The organism is Promicromonospora kroppenstedtii, assembly GCF_044389675.1.
In the GTDB taxonomy this organism is placed as follows: Bacteria; Actinomycetota; Actinomycetes; order Actinomycetales; family Cellulomonadaceae; genus Promicromonospora; species Promicromonospora kroppenstedtii.
Genome location: NZ_JBIRYI010000005.1, coordinates 123,235 through 141,796 on the forward strand (window position 1 = coordinate 123,235; position 18,562 = coordinate 141,796).

15 protein-coding genes and 1 riboswitch are annotated in these 18,562 nt (G+C 71.6%); of the genes, 4 read left to right on the forward strand and 11 right to left on the reverse strand.

Features of this window, described 5'->3' with window-relative positions:
• Positions 1 to 13: 13 nt before the first annotated feature.
• The 6 genes from ACH47X_RS09745 to ACH47X_RS09770 form a co-directional block, all read right to left on the reverse strand.
• Positions 14 to 439 carry a (deoxy)nucleoside triphosphate pyrophosphohydrolase gene (locus ACH47X_RS09745; RefSeq protein ID WP_397403694.1) on the reverse strand — a complete coding sequence of 142 codons (426 nt, stop codon included), beginning with the start codon at positions 437 to 439 and terminating at the stop codon, positions 14 to 16.
• Between the two features lie 115 nt (positions 440 to 554).
• Complete coding sequence (locus ACH47X_RS09750) at positions 555 to 779, reverse strand: helix-turn-helix domain-containing protein (RefSeq protein ID WP_026365353.1); 225 nt, start codon at positions 777 to 779, stop codon at positions 555 to 557.
• A 207-nt stretch (positions 780 to 986) separates the two neighbouring features.
• Positions 987 to 1,358 carry a glycine cleavage system protein GcvH gene (gcvH, locus tag ACH47X_RS09755; RefSeq protein ID WP_020013591.1) on the reverse strand — a complete coding sequence of 124 codons (372 nt, stop codon included), beginning with the start codon at positions 1,356 to 1,358 and terminating at the stop codon, positions 987 to 989.
• Between the two features lie 20 nt (positions 1,359 to 1,378).
• Positions 1,379 to 2,548 carry a glycine cleavage system aminomethyltransferase GcvT gene (gene gcvT / locus ACH47X_RS09760; RefSeq protein ID WP_397403697.1) on the reverse strand — a complete coding sequence of 390 codons (1,170 nt, stop codon included), beginning with the start codon at positions 2,546 to 2,548 and terminating at the stop codon, positions 1,379 to 1,381.
• 87 nt (positions 2,549 to 2,635) lie between these two features.
• Entirely contained in the window at positions 2,636 to 5,593 is a 2,958-nt protein-coding gene (gene gcvP / locus ACH47X_RS09765; RefSeq protein WP_397403699.1) for an aminomethyl-transferring glycine dehydrogenase, read from the reverse strand.
• A gap of 162 nt (positions 5,594 to 5,755) precedes the next feature.
• Positions 5,756 to 5,874, reverse strand: a riboswitch (glycine riboswitch).
• A 75-nt stretch (positions 5,875 to 5,949) separates the two neighbouring features.
• The gene (locus tag ACH47X_RS09770; protein WP_377241769.1) at positions 5,950 to 6,855 is read right to left on the reverse strand and encodes a LysR family transcriptional regulator; all 906 of its coding nucleotides are present in this window, start codon (positions 6,853 to 6,855) and stop codon (positions 5,950 to 5,952) included.
• Positions 6,856 to 7,046: 191 nt separating this feature from the next.
• Here ACH47X_RS09770 and ACH47X_RS09775 point away from each other — a divergent pair, with 191 nt between their 5' ends.
• Together ACH47X_RS09775 and ACH47X_RS09780 are read left to right on the forward strand one after the other, a co-directional pair.
• Positions 7,047 to 7,457 carry a hypothetical protein gene (locus ACH47X_RS09775; RefSeq protein WP_397403701.1) on the forward strand — a complete coding sequence of 137 codons (411 nt, stop codon included), beginning with the start codon at positions 7,047 to 7,049 and terminating at the stop codon, positions 7,455 to 7,457.
• Between the two features lie 185 nt (positions 7,458 to 7,642).
• A complete protein-coding gene (locus ACH47X_RS09780; protein WP_397403703.1) occupies positions 7,643 to 8,053 on the forward strand; it encodes a VOC family protein in 411 nt (136 codons plus the stop codon).
• Between the two features lie 27 nt (positions 8,054 to 8,080).
• Here the strand turns inward: ACH47X_RS09780 and ACH47X_RS09785 are convergent, their stop codons facing one another.
• Entirely contained in the window at positions 8,081 to 8,935 is an 855-nt protein-coding gene (locus tag ACH47X_RS09785) for an endonuclease/exonuclease/phosphatase family protein (protein WP_397403705.1), read from the reverse strand.
• Positions 8,936 to 9,072: 137 nt separating this feature from the next.
• Between ACH47X_RS09785 and ACH47X_RS09790 the strand changes: the two genes are divergently transcribed.
• Both ACH47X_RS09790 and ACH47X_RS09795 read left to right on the forward strand, forming a co-directional pair.
• Positions 9,073 to 11,112 carry a SigE family RNA polymerase sigma factor gene (locus tag ACH47X_RS09790; protein ID WP_397403707.1) on the forward strand — a complete coding sequence of 680 codons (2,040 nt, stop codon included), beginning with the start codon at positions 9,073 to 9,075 and terminating at the stop codon, positions 11,110 to 11,112.
• A gap of 184 nt (positions 11,113 to 11,296) precedes the next feature.
• A complete protein-coding gene (locus tag ACH47X_RS09795) occupies positions 11,297 to 12,157 on the forward strand; it encodes an SDR family oxidoreductase (protein WP_397403709.1) in 861 nt (286 codons plus the stop codon).
• Here ACH47X_RS09795 and ACH47X_RS09800 read toward each other — a convergent pair.
• The 4 genes from ACH47X_RS09800 to ACH47X_RS09815 all read right to left on the reverse strand — a co-directional run bounded on the left by ACH47X_RS09800 (position 12,154) and on the right by ACH47X_RS09815 (position 18,354).
• Positions 12,154 to 14,784, reverse strand: coding sequence for a PEP/pyruvate-binding domain-containing protein (locus tag ACH47X_RS09800; RefSeq protein ID WP_397403711.1), 2,631 nt, complete (start codon positions 14,782 to 14,784; stop codon positions 12,154 to 12,156). The genes ACH47X_RS09795 and ACH47X_RS09800 overlap by 4 nt on opposite strands.
• The gene (locus ACH47X_RS09805) at positions 14,781 to 15,545 is read right to left on the reverse strand and encodes a TetR/AcrR family transcriptional regulator (protein ID WP_397403713.1); all 765 of its coding nucleotides are present in this window, start codon (positions 15,543 to 15,545) and stop codon (positions 14,781 to 14,783) included. Before ACH47X_RS09805 ends, ACH47X_RS09800 begins: the two co-directional genes overlap by 4 nt.
• Before the next feature lie 232 nt (positions 15,546 to 15,777).
• Complete coding sequence (locus ACH47X_RS09810; RefSeq protein WP_397403715.1) at positions 15,778 to 16,860, reverse strand: hypothetical protein; 1,083 nt, start codon at positions 16,858 to 16,860, stop codon at positions 15,778 to 15,780.
• A gap of 315 nt (positions 16,861 to 17,175) precedes the next feature.
• Positions 17,176 to 18,354, reverse strand: coding sequence for a hypothetical protein (locus tag ACH47X_RS09815; protein WP_397403717.1), 1,179 nt, complete (start codon positions 18,352 to 18,354; stop codon positions 17,176 to 17,178).
• Positions 18,355 to 18,562 lie beyond the last annotated feature (208 nt).

Consider the following 18,562-nt stretch of genomic DNA (forward strand, 5'->3'; position numbering starts at 1 on the left):
TCCTCGGGGCCCGCTACCTCGGCGCGAGGTAGGGCGCCAGGGCGCGCACGATCTGCACGTCGCCGGGCAACCAGGGCACGTCGTCGAGCTCGGCCGCCGTCAGCCAGCGCAGCTCGTCGTGATCCTGGAGCGGTTCCGGGGTGCCACGCTCCGACAGCGCGAACCACACCCGCATCCGGTGCCGGGCCGTGATGGGCCACGCGCCGTCGGCGGGTCCGGGCACCTCGGTGCCCACAGCGACCCGTACGCCGAGCTCCTCGGCGAGCTCCCGGCGCAGCGCGTCGAGCGGCGTCTCGCCCGGCTCCACCTTGCCGCCGGGGAGCTCCCATCGGCCGGCGAGGGACTCCGGCGCGGACCGACGGGCGGCGAGCAGCCGGGTCGGGCGGTCCAGGTGGTCCACGATCGCGGCGGCCACCACGTCGATGAGGGTCTCCTGCATGCGGAGCAGTCTCCCACCGGCCGGATGGTGGCGGCCCTGCGGCTCACCACCACCCGGACACAGCACGACGACGGCGCCTCTGGGGAATGGCGCCGTCGTCGGTGAGCTGCGTGTGTCAGGCGACGATCTCGAACTCGTTCGCCTTGGCGATCGCCTCCGCGCGCGAGGACACGCCGAGCTTGCGATACACGCTGCGGACCTGCGTCTTCACCGTGTTGCGGGTGACGTACAGGCGTCGAGCGATCTGCTCGAGAGTGGCGTCCTCGGTGAGGTTCGCCAGGATCACCCGCTCACGACGAGTGAGGCTGGGGAGACGGTGGTCAAGGGTCATCGCGGTCATGATCGTTTTCCTCCACACAGCGGCCGGTTCTGGGGTTCCGGCCTACGGTTGCTGCTATGAGAAGGACTTCGCCGACGCAGATTCATGACGCGGTTCTGCAAGAACTTCTTGACCGTTATCCTTCCGAGACCAAAACCGCCCCCCAAGCGCATGAAAGTGCACGTCGGAGGGCGGTTTCGCCCGAAGGACCAGCCGGCCCGGGATCGGTCAGCTCCCGGTGTGCTCCGCGTACTGGGCCGCGGAGAGCAGCTCGCCCGCGCCCGTCACCTCGACCTTGAAGAGCCAGCCCTTGCCGTACGGGTCCTGGTTGACGATCTCCGGGTTGTCCACGGCCTCCGAGTTCACCTCGGTGACGGTGCCGCTCACCGGGGAGTAGAGCTCGGACACGGACTTGGTGGACTCGATCTCGCCCACCACGGAGCCCGCCTCGATCGTGGCGCCCACCTCGGGCAGCTCCAGATAGACGACGTCGCCGAGCGCCTCGGCCGCGACGTCGGTCACGCCGATGACTGCGGGGGTGGACTGGTCCAGCCACTCGTGCTCGGTGGTGTACTTCAGGTTCTCGGGGAAGTCAGCCATGAAAGCTCCTTGCGTGTAGGTCAGTTCTGGGGACGACGGTAGAACGGCATGGGCACGACCACGAACGGTTCGGCCCGGCCGCGCACGTCGACGGCGAGCTCGGTGCCCTCGGCCGACACCTCGGGCGTCACGTATGCCATCGCGATCGGGTAGCCGAGCGTGGGCGACGGCGCGCCGGACGTCACGCGGCCCACGACGGCGCCCACCTCGGTGCCGACGCCGCGCTGCACCACCTCGTAGTCGGCGCGGGCGGGGCGCCGCCCCTCGCCGCGCAGCCCGACGAGCACGCGCGCGGGCGCCGACTCCTTGCGGGCGGCCAGGGCCTCCCGGCCCACGAACGGGATCGGCGTGCCGTCCTCGGTCGCCTTGTCGAGCCGCACCACGCGGCCCATCCCCGCCTCGAACGGCGTCGTGGTGGTGTCGAGCTCGTGACCGTAGAGCGGCATGCCGGCCTCGAGGCGCAGCGAGTCGCGGGCCGAGAGCCCGGCCGGGACCAGCCCGAGGGGCTCGCCGGCGGCGAGGAACGCGCGCCACAGCGCGACCGCCTTGTCGGCGGAGACCCAGATCTCGAACCCGTCCTCGCCCGTGTACCCGGTGCGGCCCACGAGCACGGGCTCGCCCTCGAACCGCATGCCCATGCACGCGTAGTACTTGAGGTCGGCGAACGCGGTGCCGCCCGAGATCTCGGCGTCCTCCACCAGGCCCGCGGTGGCGAGCATGATCTCCTCGGCCCGCGGACCCTGCACGGCGATCAGCGCCTGGCCGGGCTGGACGTCCTTGAGCACCACGTCGAACCCGGCGGTGCGCTCCTGGAGCTTTGCCAGCACCAGCTCGGCGTTGGACGCGTTGGCGATGACCGAGTACTCGCCGGGCGCGTTGTGGTAGACGATCAGGTCGTCCAGCACGCTGCCGTCCTCGGCGCAGATCATCGAGTAGCGCGCGCCCATCTCGCGGACCTTCGAGATGTACCCGACCAGTGCGTGGTCGAGGAACGCCGCGGCGTCCGGCCCGGTCACGCTGATGTCGCCCATGTGCGACAGGTCGAACAGGCCCGCGGCCTCACGCACCGCGCGGTGCTCGGCCAGGTCGGAGGTGTAGCGCAGCGGCATGAGCCAGCCACCGAACGGCGTCATCGACGCTCCGAGCGCCACGTGCTCGTCGTGGAGCGGGGTCTTGCGGTCCTCACCCATGGATCAATCCTCTCGTCGGCGACGCGTCAGACGTACAGGCCACCCGAGTGGCCCGTACGTCTGACACGGGCGGCGTGTTCTGACAGGTCACTCGGCGAAGGCCTCGACCGGCGGGCACGAGCACACCAGGTTGCGGTCGCCCTTGGCACCGTCGATGCGGCGCACCGGGGGCCAGTACTTGTTCCCGCGGAGCGACGCCACGGGGAACGCGGCCAGCTCGCGCGAGTAGGGCTTGTCCCACTCGTCCGTCATGACCGACGCCGCCGTGTGCGGCGCACCGCGCAGCGGCGAGGTCTCGGCGGTCCAGCGGCCGGCCGCGACGGCGTCGATCTCGCCGCGGATGGCGATCATCGCGTCGACGAACCGGTCGAGCTCCGCCAGGTCCTCCGACTCCGTGGGCTCCACCATGAGTGTGCCCGGCACCGGGAACGCGAGCGTCGGAGCGTGGAAGCCGTAGTCCATGAGGCGCTTGGAGACGTCCTCCGCGGTCACGCCGGTCTCGGCGGTGATCTTGCGCAGGTCGAGGATGCACTCGTGCGCCACCAGGCCGTTCGGGCCGGTGTAGAGCACGGGGAAGTGCGGGTCGAGCCGGCTCGCCACGTAGTTGGCGGTGAGGACGGCGGCCTTGGTCGCCTCGGTCAGCCCGTCCGGGCCCATCAGGGCCACGTAGGCGTACGAGATCGGCAGGATGCCGGCGGAGCCGTAGCGCGTCGAGGCCACGGGGATGCCCGCCGCGCCGGCGTCGCCCTGCCCGAGACCCGGCGTCGGGTCGCCCGGGAGGAAGGGCACGAGGTGCTCGGCCACCGCGACCGGGCCCACGCCCGGGCCGCCGCCGCCGTGCGGGATGCAGAACGTCTTGTGCAGGTTCAGGTGCGAGACGTCGCCGCCGAACTCGCCCGGCTTGGCGAGGCCCACCAGCGCGTTCAGGTTGGCACCGTCGATGTACACCTGGCCGCCGGCCTCGTGCACCAGGTCGCAGACCTCACGCACGTGCTCCTCGTACACGCCGTGCGTGGACGGGTAGGTGATCATGATCCCGGCGACCTGGGGGCCGTGCTGGTCGAGCTTGGCGCGCAGGTCGTCGAGCAGGATCTCGCCGTCGTCGGCCGTGGCCACGACCACGACACGCAGGCCCGCGAGCGCCGCCGACGCCGCGTTGGTGCCGTGCGCGGAGGCCGGGATCAGCACGATGTCGCGGCTCTCCTCGCCGCGCGAGGCGTGGTAGCCCTTGATCGCGAGCAGGCCGGCGAACTCGCCCTGGCTGCCGGCGTTGGGCTGCACGGAGACGGCGGCGTAGCCGGTGATCTCAGCGAGCTGGGCCTCCAGCGCGGTGACGAGCTCGGTGTAGCCCTGCGTCTGGTCGGCGGGGGCGTACGGGTGGATGTCCGCGAAGCCCGGCCAGGAGATGGCCTCCATCTCGGCGGTCGCGTTGAGCTTCATGGTGCAGGAGCCCAGCGGGATCATGGTGCGGTCGAGCGCCAGGTCCTTGTCCGAGAGCTTGCGCAGGTAGCGCAGCATGCTGGTCTCGGAGCGGTGGCTGTGGAAGATCGGGTGCTGGAGGTACGAGGTCGTGCGGACCATCTGCGCCGGCAGGGCTGGGTCGAGGACCGGGCCGGACACCTCGAAGGGCTCGTCCGAGAACACGGCGAGCACTGCCGCGACGTCCCGTGCCGTGGTGGTCTCGTCGGTGCTGATCTGCACGTGGTCGGCGTCCGGCACGAACAGGTTGTACCCGGCGTCGGCCGCGGCGCGGGCGATCTCGCGGGCCCTGCCCGGGACCACGGCGCGGACCGTGTCGAAGAAGACGTCGTGCTCGACCTCGACGCCTGAGGCGTGAAGGCCCTCGGCGAGAGACAGCGCGTACCCGTGCACGCGAGTCGCGATCGCCCGGAGCCCCTCGGGGCCGTGGTAGACCGCGTACATGCTGGCGACGATGGCCAGCAGCGCCTGGGCGGTGCAGATGTTGCTCGTGGCCTTCTCGCGGCGGATGTGCTGCTCGCGGGTGGCCAGCGCGAGGCGGTAGCCGGCGGCGCCGTCGACGTCGATCGAGACGCCGACCAGGCGACCCGGGAGCTGCCGCTCCAGGCCCTTCTTCACGGCCATGTACGCGGCGTGCGGGCCGCCGTAGAACAGCGGGACGCCGAAGCGCTGTGCGGAGCCCACGGAGATGTCGGCGCCGAGCTCACCGGGGCTGACCAGGAGCGTCAGGGCGAGCAGGTCGGTGGCGACGGTGACGAGCGCGCCGGCCTCCTTGGCCTCGGCGACGACGGCGCGGGCGTCGAGCACCCGGCCGGACGCCCCGGCCTGCTGCAGCACGACGCCGACCAGCTGGCCGGCCGGCAGCTCGGCGGGCAGGCCTGCCCGGAGGCCGTTCGAGAGGTCCGCGACGACGACCGGGAGGCCGATCGCCTCGGCTCGGCCTCGCGCCACGGCGAGCGACTGACCGAACAGGTCGGCGTCGAGGACGACGTAGCCCTCCTTGGCGCGCGAGGCGCGCCACATCAGCGCGACGGCCTCGGCCACGGCGCTGGCCTCGTCGAGCAGGGAGGCGTTCGCGATCTCGAGGCCCGTGAGGTCCTCGACCGCGGTCTGGAAGTTGAGCAGGGCCTCCAGGCGGCCCTGGCTGATCTCCGGCTGGTACGGCGTGTAGGCCGTGTACCAGGCGGGCGACTCGAGCACGTTGCGGCGGATGACGGCGGGTGTGTGCGTGCCGTAGAAGCCCTGCCCGATCATCTGGGTCTTGACCTGGTTCTTGCCCGCGAGCTCGCGCAGGTGGGCGAGCACCTCGGCCTCGGTGCGGGCGGCGGGCAGGTCCAGCGGCGCCTGGGTGCGGATCGCCTTGGGGACGGCCCGGTCGACGAGGGTGTCCATCGTGTCGATGCCGAGCTGGTCCAGCATGGTGCGAACCTCGCGGCCGCGCGGGCCGAGATGCCGGTCGGCGAAGACGTCGGGGTCGAAGACGTCGGAATGGTGGGGCGTGCTCACGGCGGGCTCCTGGCTGTCCGAGGGCGTGGGGACGACTGCGGTCCCTCCCCGCTCTGTCATCGGACTCCTGCCCGCTCGCGGGCACGCGTCGACCTGAGAGTTTTGCCGGTCCGTCGTGTTCCCTCCCGGACGTCGGGGAGGAGGGCGGGACGCGCCGGCTTGCACCGTCGGTGGAGCCCCGCGCCGGTTGCCCGACGTCGGAAGCTCGCTTTCCAGAGTTGCCTCACCGCGGCGGTACGGGGGCCTGAGAGATTCCCGGGGAGGAACTTGCTCCTTCGGCGCCGGTTCGCGCGGCGTCTGGACGACGACGGCGCGGGGCCGGACTCTCCCGCCGCGGTTCTGGCGGCACGGTCCTGGTCGGCTGAGCGAGCCAGAGCCGTTGAAGATGTTCAGTTATGCGGACATCGTAGCCGCCGCTACCCCAGGTCGATCTCGCGGGCCGCGAGGACCATCTCGTCCACCACCGCACGGACGATCGGGCCGGGCTCGTGCCGGTTCTGGCGGTGCCGCACCACCAGCCGGCGCGAGCCGAGCCCGGCGAGCGACACGACGACGACGTTGTCCGGCACCTCGCGCTGGAGGGCCAGCGCGGGCAGCATCGCGACGCCCTGACCCGCGGCGACCAGCGAGATGGCGGTGTCGAAGTCGTTGTACGCGTGACGGGTCTCGAACGTGGTGCCGAGCTGGGCGGCCAGCCGGCTCAGCGCACGCTCGGCCGCCGACTCCGCCTGCGGGCCCACCCAGGCGAGCGTGGCGAGGTCGTCGAGCCGTTCGGGCTCGGGCAGGCTGGTGGGCACCACGATGCGCCACGGCTCGTCGAGCAACGGCACGTCGTGCGCGCCGCGCGGCGCCGGGGCGTCGACGGCCACGTCGCGCTCCAGCACGACGGCGTCCAGGTCACCGGCCCGCAGCCGGCGCACGGACTCGATCGGGTCGTACTCCTGCACGTCGACCTCGATGTGCGGGTGCCGCTCGACGAGCGAGACGAGCATGGGCGCGATGACGGTACGGATCGCCGTCTGGATGGACCCGATCGAGATCCGGCCCGTGAGCTCGCCCTCCAGGGCGGCCACGGCCTGCCGGGCCTGGACCAGCTCTGCCTCGATGCGCTCGGCCGCCTCGGCGAGCACCCGGCCGGCGGGCGTGAGGGTCACGCCGCGGGGCCCGCGGTCCAGCACGTCGATGCCCTCCTCGGCCTCCAGCCGGGCGATCTGCTGCGACACCGCCGACGGCGTCACGTGCAGCAGGTCGGCCGCCGCGAGCACCCCGCCGGCACGGTGCACGGCAAGGAGGAAAGCGAGTCTTCGCGGGTCAGTGGCCATGTAGCGATGCTACATCCCGGAGTCACAAACATTCGATTGTGCTGAAGGCGCGAGTGACTCATGATTGACCCTGGCAGCGGCCGGACCCAGCTCCTCCCGGACCGCCGGCCACCCCTTCCCCCTTGGACGCCACATCTCGGCCTCCGCCACTTCCTCGAATCGTTTCGAGCAGTTGCCCCAGGAGTTTCATCATGTCCCTCATGCTGGTCGTCACCGTCCTCGGCTGGGTTGGCGCTATCGCCGGCCTCGTGGCCTATGCCATGGTCAGCCGCGGGCGCTGGAGCGCCGACTCCCTCGCGTTCCAGGGGACCAACATGCTGGCCGCTGTGACCCTGCTCAGCGTGGCCGCCGCCAACGGCATCTGGCCGTCCGCCGCATCGAACATGGCCGCCCTCCTGATCGGCGTGAACGCGGTGTTCACCGTGGTGCGCGGCAAGAAGCGCTCCGCCAAGGAGCGTGTCGCCAGGGAGGCGGCCGCGCTGCGGGCCGTCGAGGACACCGTTTCCGACGTGGCCCCCGACCACGTCCCGGACCACCTCGTCGACCACGCGCCCGCGCCGCGGCCCGCGGTCAGCTACCGCGCGTACGCCGAGGCCGCCTGACGCACCGCGTCAGCCCGCCCCGCGGGATCCGGTGTCTCCCCCCGGATCCCGCGGGGCACGTCTGTTTCCGTCGAACGTAGGCTTCGTCGCTCTCTGCGCGCTCGGACGCCGACGAACCCTACGTTCGAGGGCGGCAGCCTCTACGTTCGACGGCGGCGGCGCCGGATTTGTGGTGCGCTGGCACCATGACCCCGCACATCCGACAGGTGGTGCTCGACACCACGGACGCCCGCGCTCTCGCCGAGTTCTACCGGGAGCTGTTCGGGCTCACGTACCGCCCCGGCGACGAGCCTCCGCCGGAGGGCGAACCCGACCACAACGGCGGCGACTGGCTGGTGCTGCGCAACGACGACGGCGTACAGCTCGCGTTCCAACAGGTCGACGACCTGCCGAGGTCCACCTGGCCCGAGTCCGGCATCCCGCAGCAGCTCCACCTCGACACCACGGTTCCGGACGTCGACGCGCTGGTCGCGGCCCGCGACCACGCCCTCGCGCTCGGCGCGACGCTGCTCCATGACCGGTCCGACGACCCGGAGGAGCCGCTGTACGTGTTCGGCGACCCGATGGGTCACCCGTTCTGCGTCTTCGTGGGCTGACGGCGGGGAGGCCGACGGCGGGCACGTCTAGAAGGCCACGTCCACGACCAGTGCGCGGTGGTCCGAGACGCCGGTGTCCACGACCCGCCCGACGGCGGCGGGAACAGGGGCGCCGGCCGCGGCGTCGGCCCGGGCGCCCGCGTCGTCGTCCAGCAGCACGTGGTCGATCTGGAACCGCGGGTCGTGGCGCGGGAACGTGTCGCCGATCCCGAGCGGGCGCCAGCCCGTGCGGTCGGCCGGGACGGATCCGCGCAGGTTGAAGTCGCCCAGCAGCACCAGAGGACGCGGCAGCCCCACGAGCCGCCGGCGCAGGTAGTCCACCTGGTGCTCCGCCTGCCGCTCGCCGGGGGCACCCAGGCGGTAGCCGACGGCGCGGCGCACCATCCCGGCCGCCCGGCCGACAGCGGAGAACCGGTACACGCTCAGGTGGGTGCACACCACGGTGACCGGGCCGGACGGGGCGTCGACCCGGGCCGCGAGCGCCACCCGCGGCTCGTCGGTGCCGAGCTGCACCCGGCCCCAGACCCAGGGCGTCGCGGGTGGGAGCAGCACGCTGTGCCAGCTCAGCACCGGGAACCGCGACAACAGCGCGACACCGTAGCCGGGGGCGCCTGGCCGGTCCGCGCGTCGGGCGCGGCGTCGGACACCGGGGTAGCGGAACGGGCCCGCGAGCGCAGGCCGGAACCGGTGGTCGACGGCGCCCATCGCCGCCGCGCACAGCGCCGCCTGGTCCGCTCCCCCGGACCGCGCCTGCCCGCGGTCCACCTCTTGCAGCCCGACGACGTCGGCGTCGAGCGCGGCGACGGCCTGAGCCAGCCGGTCGTTGTCGACGCGGCCGTCGGGACCGAGGCCGTGCTGGACGTTGAACGTGGCGATGCGCACGTGGACGATCCTGGGCCCGGCAAGCGGGGAGCGCGACCCGGCAGGAGGGCGCCAGGTCCGCCGCCCCGGGCGAACCGTGCAACCTTTGACCCGGACTCCCCGTAGTGGGTGGCATGACGCATGAGGGCAGGACGAACGTGAGCGACCTGTGGACGAACGAGCCATCGGGCGAGGACCTGGCGGGTGGCGTGCGGGTGTCCGTCGCGCGTTCCCGCGACGCGGAGTTCACCGCGTTCGTCCGGGAGTCCAGCGCGTACCTGCACCGCACCGCGTACCTGCTGTGCGGGGACCGGCATCGGGCGGAGGAACTGGTCCAGTCGACGTTCGAACGGGTCTACCGCACGTGGGCCAAGGTCCGGCCCGGCACGGCGCGCGCCTACGCCCGCCGGGTCCTGGTGAACCTGCGGATCGACGGGTGGCGGCACGGGCGCCGGGAGTTGTTCCCCGGTGACGAGAAGATCCCGGTCGCTCCGGCGTCGGACCATGCCGGGCAGGTGGTGCTGCGTGACGAGCTGGTCCGGGGGCTGGCGCTGCTGCCGGTCAACCAGAGGCGGGTCGTGGTGCTGCGGCACCTGCTGGACCTGCCGGAGGCGGAGGTCGCCCGGGAGCTCGGGATCGCCGTCGGGACGGTCAAGGCGGCGAACTCGCGCGGGCTGGCCCGGTTGCGGGACCTGTTGGTGGCGCAGGCCGAGGTGGTCGAGCCCGTGGTCGTCGACGAGCAGGCCGTGCTCGACCGGAGCCGCGCCGCGCTGCGGCGACGCCGGACGGGTCAGGTGGTCGGGGCGGCGTGCGTGGTGCTCCTGGTGGTGCTCGGGGTGCTGACCCGCGGGCCGGTGCCGCTGCCCGGGATCGGGCCGGTGGTGCTGCCGGGCGGGGACCTGATCGCCCGCCTGCTCGACGACGGACCCACCGACGGTTTCGGACCTGTCCCGCGGACGGAGCCCCGGCCGTCCGCGGTGGTGGACCTGGCAGGCAGCACCCCGCTCCCGTGCCCGGAGGAGCTGCCCGCGCCGTCGCCGGTGCGGGCCGCCGAGCCGGGCGACATCGGCCCGTTCGAAGGATCCGTGGTGGTCGATCTGACCGACGCACGCCCGGTGACCTGCTACGACGTCCGCACCGAGAGGGTCACACCCGGGCGGTTCGACGAGCGGACGGGAAGGCCCGTCACTGACGACGGGGGCGAGCAGATGCCGCTGCTCGACGGGCTCGCCGAGAGCGGGGACATCTGGGCCGCCGCCAGCGAGCTGAGGCCCGGCAACAACACGATCGAAGGCGCCTTCGTCCGTGCCAATGCCCACCGGAGCGACGGACCGACCGAGTCGATCCCGACCGACACGATCGACGACGTGATGCTGGTGCCGTACGACGTCGCCGCACGGGGCGCGCGGGTGGTGTGGGGCGAGACGACCGGTGGGGAGGGCGCCACACGCACCAGTCAGATCCGCACCACCCGGGCCGGGGCGGTGCCGAGGACGCTCGCCACGTACGAAGGGTACGTGTGGGAAGTCGCTCTCACCCGCGACCACGCACTGTGGACGGACGGGGCGACGGAGGACGAGCCGCGACTGCTCAGCACGACCATCGACGACCCTGGGACGCCAGTGGTGCTGGCGGACCCCGTCACGGCTTTCGCGGCCGACGACAACGAGGTCGTCGCAGCCGTGCTGGAACCGGGGTCCGGCGACACCCGAACGACGACGATCTGGCTGCTGGACAGCCCGGCCGGCGGGAACCTGTCCGGCTCCACGGCGCTGTTCTCGATCGACCACGGGGTGACGGACCAGATCACGGAGGTCGCCGTCTCGGACGACCTCGTCGCATGGACGACCGTGTCCGAAGAAAAGGGAACCACTCTCTTCGTCTTCGACCGGCGCGACGGAACGCACAGCATCGTGCGGGCTGACGACGAGAGCGTCAACGGGCTGCGCGCCTCGGGCGGCCTGCTCCTGTGGAACAGCGCGGACGACGACGACCCGGAAGGGCCGGCCTACCTGTACCGCGCCACGCGTACAGCTTCCGGGTACGACGGCCCGGACGTCGCACGGTTCCCGAGCGGCTCCGAGAGGGCGAGCCTGGCCGGCGACCGCCTCGCCTGGGGCGAAGGCTTCCGACGAGACGCTCTCGGCCGAGCCTGGATCATCGAGGGCGCCGTCGCCCCGACACTGGCGCGCGGATGACCAACACGCCGCGGCGCGGAACGACGTGGGTCCGCGGTCCGGATCGGCGTCCGCCCGGTGCAGGGCTGACACACCGGCCGGACGGCTCCGAGCGTGCGGGATGTGCGGCGGGTCAACCCTCGGGCTAGCGTGAAGTGGGTTCAACGAGGAGCCGTCGAGACGTCGCACGACGATGGAGGACGACATGAGCGAGGACCAGGCGTTCCCACCGCAGCAGCAGAATCCGCCGGGAACCACCGACCGGATGGACCCCCAGCCGGACCACGGCGAGACGAGCTACGTCGGCAGTGAGAAGCTCGTCGGCCGCAAGGCGCTGGTCACCGGCGGAGACTCCGGGATCGGGCGCGCGGTCGCCATCGCGTTCGCGCGGGAGGGGGCGGACGTCGCCCTGTCCTACCTGCCCGAGGAGGAGCACGATGCCCGGGCGACGGCGGAGCTGGTGCGCGACGCGGGACGCCAGTGCTCCCTGCTGCCGGGCGACCTGCGGGACGAGGCCACGGCGAGGGGCGTGGCGCACCGGGCCGCGGGCGAGCTGGGCGGCATCGACGTGCTGGTCAACAACGCGGGGTACCAGATGGCGCGGCGGCGGTCGGTCGCGGACGTGACCACCGAGGAGCTGGACCGGGTGCTCAAGACCAACCTGTACGCCCTGTTCTGGGTGACGCAGGCCGCGCTCGGGCACATGGGTTCGGGCAGCTCGATCATCAACAACTCGTCGATCCAGGCGTTCCAGCCGTCCACGTCGCTGCTCGACTACGCGGCCACCAAGGCAGCGATCAACAACATCACCGTGAACCTCGCGGCCGAGCTGGGACCCCGCGGCATCCGGGTGAACGCGGTGGCTCCGGGGCCGATCTGGACCCCGCTCCAGCCCGCGACCCAGCCGGAGGAGAAGATCACGTCGTTCGGCACCGATACCCCGCTGGGCCGGGCCGGGCAGCCCGCCGAGGTGGCACCCGCGTTCGTCTTCCTCGCGTCGCCGGTCACGGCCTCGTACGTCTCCGGGACGGTGCTCGGCGTGACCGGCGGCAAGCCGGTCTTCTAGCCGCCCTCACCTGGCGCGAGCACCTCGACCGTGCCGTGCTCGCCGTCGACCCGCACCCGGTCGCCCGTGCGCAGCCGCATGGTCGCGTTGCCGCAGCCGACGACAGCCGGGATGCCCAGTTCCCGCGCGACGATCGCGGCGTGCGACAGGGGCGCGCCGACGTCGGTCACGACGGCGGCCGCGCGCGGGAAGAGCGGGGTCCAGCCGACGTTGGTCACCACGGTCACCAGCACCTCGCCGGGCAGCAGCGCCTCGCCGTCGTCTGCCGAGAGCACCACGCGGGCGACGCCCTCGGCCACGCCGGACGCCCCGGGGAAGCCGCGGACGTGGTCGGACCGCTCGGCCTCCTGGCCGTGCTCGTCGAAGACGTCGGACCGCCGCTCCGGATCCGCGGCCCACCGCACCGGGTCGAACCGGCCGCGGATCACCGTGGGATACGGCGGCAGGCTCCGGTAGAGGTCGTAGGTCGCGCGGCGCACGGGGACGACGTCGGGGCCCCGCTCCCCCGCACGTCGGCTGGGGCCGGACGGCGCGCGAAGCACCGCCAGCAGCTCGTCGACGTGCAGGTAGAAGACGTCGTCACCCAGGCCGGTGAGCTCGCCCGCCCGCACCGCGAAGGCGCGCAGGGCCCAGAACGCGCGGATCACCTCGGACCGCGCGCTCTCCCGGCCGCGCGCGTTGCGGGCCCACCGGTCGAGCTGCCTGCGCAGCGTCGCGGCCCGGCGCGGGGACAGGCCCTCCAGCCGCTGCCAGACGGCGGCCCGGGCACGTTCCTGCCGTTCGAGCAGCGCGTCGACGTCGGTCCCGGCCGCCGCGGCGATCTGCCGGTCGAGCCAGGCGGGGTCCTCCGCCGGCCGGGGCCGCGAGACCTCGAACTCGTCGACGCAGCGGTGCCCGAACCGCGTCACGTACGTCGCGCGGTCGAGCCGGCCGAGAGCGACCTCGCGCAGACCGATCAGGGTCTCCATGCTGGCCAGCGCGTGCCCGCCGGACGACAGGCCCGAGGTCAGGGTCTCCGTGTCCGCGTCGCCGAGCAATGCGCGCAGGTCCCGGCGCAGGGTGAGCAGCCTGGTGCCGTCCTGCCGGGCGGCACCCCGCAGCACGCGCGACGCAGCCTCCAGGTACGGGCCGAGCTCGGCGTCCCAGAAGTCCGCGAGCTCGGCCGGGCCGACGACGGCGGCCGCGCGCTCCCGCAGCTCCGTGCCGCGCCGCTCGGCGGTGCGCAGAAAGCCCGGCACGGCCCGCACGTCCCGGACGAGCGTCGTGAGGTTGCGGCCCACCATGGGCAGGAGCCGCCGGATCAGCTCCGCGCGGCCGATCGGGACCACCGGGATGTCGGGCTGACCGGGCAGCCGCCCGAACACCTCCCGGTACGCCGCGTCGACGGTCTTCTGCAGGCCGAGCGTCCGGGCAACGGTCTCGGTGGTGCTGAGGTTCATGTAGAACCGGCCGCCGATGGTGCCGTACGCGGGCACGCCGATGTCGGTGTCGGCCATCGCGTTGGCCATGAAGATCTGCACGAGCGACCAGGTCAGCGGCGTCATCACGCTGGGCAGCGCCTCGCCGAGGTTCGCGTTCGTCCACAGGAAGTCGCCCAGCAGGCTGTCGTTCCACACCTCGGTGACCGCGACCTCGCCCGCCGCGCCCGTGACAGGGCGCGCCTGGAGCACCGCTGGCTCGCCGCCGTGCAGCGCCCACTCCACGTCCATCGCGACGCCGTACAGCTCCTCGATGCGGACCCCGAGCGCGGCGAGCCGCGCCGCCTGCGCGTCGGTGAGCGCGGGGCGGTCCCGGAGCTCGGCGGGGACAGGCTCGTTACGGGTACCGGCGGCGGTCCGCACGGTGCGGACCTCCTTGGTGCTCACCGTGCCCTCCACAGCGCCGCCCACCCGGGCCACCAGGTAGGTGTCGGGCGTGACCTGCCCGCCGACGACAGCTTCGCCCAGCCCCCAGGCCGCGTTGATCAGCACCCGGTCCCGCGAGCCCGTCATCGGGTCGACCGTGAACAGGATGCCGGCCACGTCGGCGTCGACCAGCCGCTGCACCACTACCGCGAGCGCCGCCTCGTCGGCAGGGATGCCGTGCCGCGCCCGGTAGCCGATCGCGCGCGCCGTCCACAGGGAGGCCCAGCAGTTCCGGACCGCGTCGAGCACGGCGTCCGCGCCCCGGATGTCCAGGAACGAGTCCTGCTGACCGGCGAACGACATGCCGGGCAGGTCCTCAGCCGTCGCGGAGGAGCGGACGGCGACGGCGGGGTCGCGGTCGGGCGCGGCGTCGGGCGAACCGCCCGGGGCGAGCAGACCGGCGTACCCGGCCCGGACGGCGTCGGCCACGGTCCGCGGGATCTCCAGGGCGGCGAACACCTCGGCGATCCGGACCGCCGCGGCCTCGTGCGTCTCGGGGCGGTCGGGGACGACGTCCCGCGCGGCGGCCACGATGGCCTGCTGCGGGGCGCCCGCCACGGCCGCCCGGTAGGCGTCGGTGGTGACGTGGAAGCCGCCGGGCACCGGCAGCCCGGCCGCAGCCAGACGCGCGAGGGACGCCCCCTTGCCGCCGGTTATGGCCAGGTCGACCGCCGCGGGATCCGCGAGCGGCAGCGTGAACGAGCTAGTGACCTCGGTGCTCACGACGGTTCCCCTTCTTCTGGCGGGAGGTCGTCGCCGAGCGATTCCCGCAGCTTGGCCCGCGCGACCGCGTAGGCCTGGTCGACGAACTCACGGGTGGCGTCCGCACAGGCGGCACGGGCGGCGTCGGACGGCGGGTGGTCCGCGGCGAAGGCGCGCGCGAGCGTGTCGCCGATCAGCTCACCGGCGCGCTCGTCGGAGACCCGCAGGGACTCGGGCATCATCCGGAGCGAGACCAGCGAGCCGTGCAGCACCGCGGCGATCACGGTGAGGTGGTCCTCGACGCTCAGGTCGCCACGCACCGCCCCGTGCTCCCGGAGCGTGGCCAGGTACTCACCGAAGGGGACCACGATCTCGGGCGTCGTGGTGCTCGTCTGCTTGCGGGCCACGAGCTTGCCCAGCACCGCGGAGTCCTGCACCATCGCGGCCTGCAGCAGCGGACGCCGGTGGATCTCGTGCGCGAGATGGCCGAACAGCCCGGGCAGGGTCGCGGACGCCGGGTCCTCCCCGAGTCGCCGACGCACCGCGCCGATCATCTCGGCCCGGTCCCGGCGCATGAGCGCGGCGAACAGGTCCTCACGACTGCCCCAGTGGAGGTAGATCGTGCCCTTCGCGACCCCGGCGAGTCTGGCGACGTCGTCGATGGTGGTCTTGTCGTAGCCCCAGCGCAGGACGAGCTCGGTGCCGGCGTCGAGGATCCGCTCCGCCCGCTCGACCCGTCGCTGCGCCGTGCCGCGCCGCCGCGTCGGTGCTGCCGCACTCATACCCGCCTCCGCTTCGTGAAAGTATGACCAGATTCGTTGATCTGGTCATACTTGGAGGCTAGACCTGGTCTCTGCCCTGGTCAAAAGCTCATCGGATGGTGCGGGGCGGACAGATACTGCAGTGGAACCGGCACGCGAAAGGTCCGCCTCCGGAAGGCGATCCGGCCCGGTTCTGCACAAGAACCCATGCCTGATGGCCTCCTGGAGGCGGACCTTCGCGCGGCCGAGGCGGCTAGCGGACCGTGATGGTCACCGAGCGCTTCGACGGCGCCTGGAGGCTGGTGCCCTCGTACTTGGCGATCCACGTGCCGGACCTGCTGGTCCTGACGGTCGTCCGGTAGGCGCCCTTCGAGTTCGTGTGGACGGTCTTGTTGTAGACAGGACCGGCCGAACCGGCCGGGTCGAAGTACAGCTTCACCGCGGTGTTCGGCGCCAAACGGTTCGCCGCCTCGCGGAAGTTGATGAGTTGCACCTTGCGCACCGATCCCCGCAGCTCGATGTTCCGGGACCCGGTGAACGACGTCGATGACGCGGCGACAGTGGTGGTGCTGGCGCGCCGGACCCGGATGGTGGTGATGGGCTTGCGCGACATCCGGATGATCTCCTGCGTAGCTCTCACGCCGTCGCCGTCACTGTCCCACTGGTCCTGGTAGACGCCTATCCAACCGTCGTAGTAAACGTCGTAGAGACCTGCGGGATGAACCGCGGACATCCTAAGAGTCCGCACGCCGTTGTAGGCCGTAGACCACTTTGCCGTCCCACCTGCATGGAATTCGCCGACGCCGTACCGCCCCTCGGCCCTCCGATTGTTCAGGTACGGGATGTCATACAGGTTGTGGTGAGTGCCCGGCACCATAATGCCGAAGTCGAGGTAAACGGTCTGCGGCTCAACCCCGGTCACGACATCCTGAGTGACCACTCGCATCTTCGCGGTGTAACCGTTCTTCGAGGCCGAGGTGACAGCGGATCGAATGGTCTGACTGGTCGGCCGAACCGTGAACTCCCTGGTGTTGACCCCCCGGACCTCGCCTCCACCTACGACAAGCACCTCGTAGGTACCCGATGTGCGAGGCTGGAGCGTCGTCGCGAACCAGCCTTCGTCGTCGGTGACAGCAGTCGCGACGGCTCGGCGCGCCAAGGTCCCGGCGGGATCGACGTAGATCGTCACTGTCACTCCGACCTGCGGGTTGAACATGCCTTCGTCCCCGACATACCCCTGCACCTGGACCGGTGCACCAGCCGGCCCGGCGTTCGGCGCGAGAACAAGGTCATAGCTCGTGGCCGCAGCCGACGACCCGACCGAGTTCGGGGCCATGTCATCTGTGCTCGCGGCAGTCGCCGGCGACCCGCCCAAAAGCGTCCCGGCGAACACTAGGCTGAGCGCAGAAGTGAACAGTTTTCGGACACCGACAACCATGGGATACCTCGCGGGGAGAATGGGGCCCGGGAACCGGGAGCAAACCCAAATCCTGCCAGCCCAGGACACTTCGAAAGGCCGCTATACGCACTTCGGGCGGGTGAACTTCTGTGCGGCACAGCCGGTCCGCCACCAGAATGCGATCAGACAGGAAATCGCGTGGAAGCCCATGCCTGATGGCATTCTCGAGGCGAAGCTTCGTGTTACCAACGGCTAGCGGACCGTGACCGTCACCGAGCGCTTCGACGGTGCCTGGAGGCTGGTGCCCTCGTACTTCGCGATCCACGTGCCGGACCTGCTGGTCCTGACGGTCGTCCGGTAGGCGCCCGTCGGCCCCGTGCGGACGGTCTTGACGTAGGAAGGCCCGGCCTGACCGGCAGGGTCGAAGTACAGCTTGAGCGCCGTGTTCGGCGCCAGGCGATTCTCCGCCTTGGTGTCGCTGACCAGCTGCACGCGGCGCAGCGAGCCGCGCAGATCGATGTTGCGGGGGCCCGTGAACGACGTCGACGACGCGGCGATGGTGGTCGTGCTGGCGCGGCGGACCCGGATGGTGGTGATGGGCTTGTGCGGCATCTGGACCTCTGTGAGGTGGGTGATGCCGTCACGGTCCATGTCCCAGTACTCGTTGTAGACACGGACGGAGTCGTCGTAATGGACGTCGTACAGACCTGCAGGATGCAAGGCGGACATGCGATAGGTACGCACCCCGCTGTAATTGGAAGTGAGCTTCGCCGACCCGGGGGCAGCGAACTCACCCACCCAGTACCGCCCCTCAGCGCGGCGATTGCTCAGATACGGGAAACGGTCGCTGGGCGCGGAAGCGCCCAGCGTCTGAATCCCCATATCGAGGTAGACCGTCTGTGCCTCTACCCGGGTCACGACGTCCTGGGTCGTCACTCGCATCTTGGCGGTGTAGCCGTTCTTCGATGCAGAGATGACTCCGGATCGGACGGTCTGGTCGGCCGGCCGTACGGTGAAGTTCGCCTTGTTCGTACCACGGACGTAACCCGCAATCTGGGCAACGACTTCGTATGTCCCGGAGGTACGGGGTGTGAACATCCGAGCGAAGGCACCGTATTCATCGGTGATGACCGTGTCCACGACCTCACGCGGCGCCGTCCCGACCGGGTCGAAGTAGATCAGCAGTTCCGCCCCGATGGAGGGCCGGGCCTCTGAGTCCCAGAGGTACCCGTGGAGCTGGACCGGCGCACCCACTGTCGAAGTATTCGGCGCCAAGTACACGTTGTAGTTGGTGTACGAGTTCTGTGGGCCGACAGAGCTCGAGCCTGCGTCGACGGGGCTCGCCGCGACTGCCGCCGGCACGCCCAGCAAACTCCCGGCGAGCGCCAGCCCAAGCGCAGAAGTGAACAGCTTTCGGGCACCGACAACCAAGGGACACCTCGAGGGGGAGAAGGGGGCCCGGGAACCGGGAGCAAGCACAGATCCTGCCAGTCCAAGCGATTCCCAGCGGGTCCTTTTCCGGGTGAACTTCCGCCCAGCACAAAGGTCCGCCCCCACCAGCCGATCAGGCATGGATCCGCGTGAGAACCCATGCCTGATCGCCTGGCGGAGGCGGACCCCTGTCCGCCGTCGGCCGAGA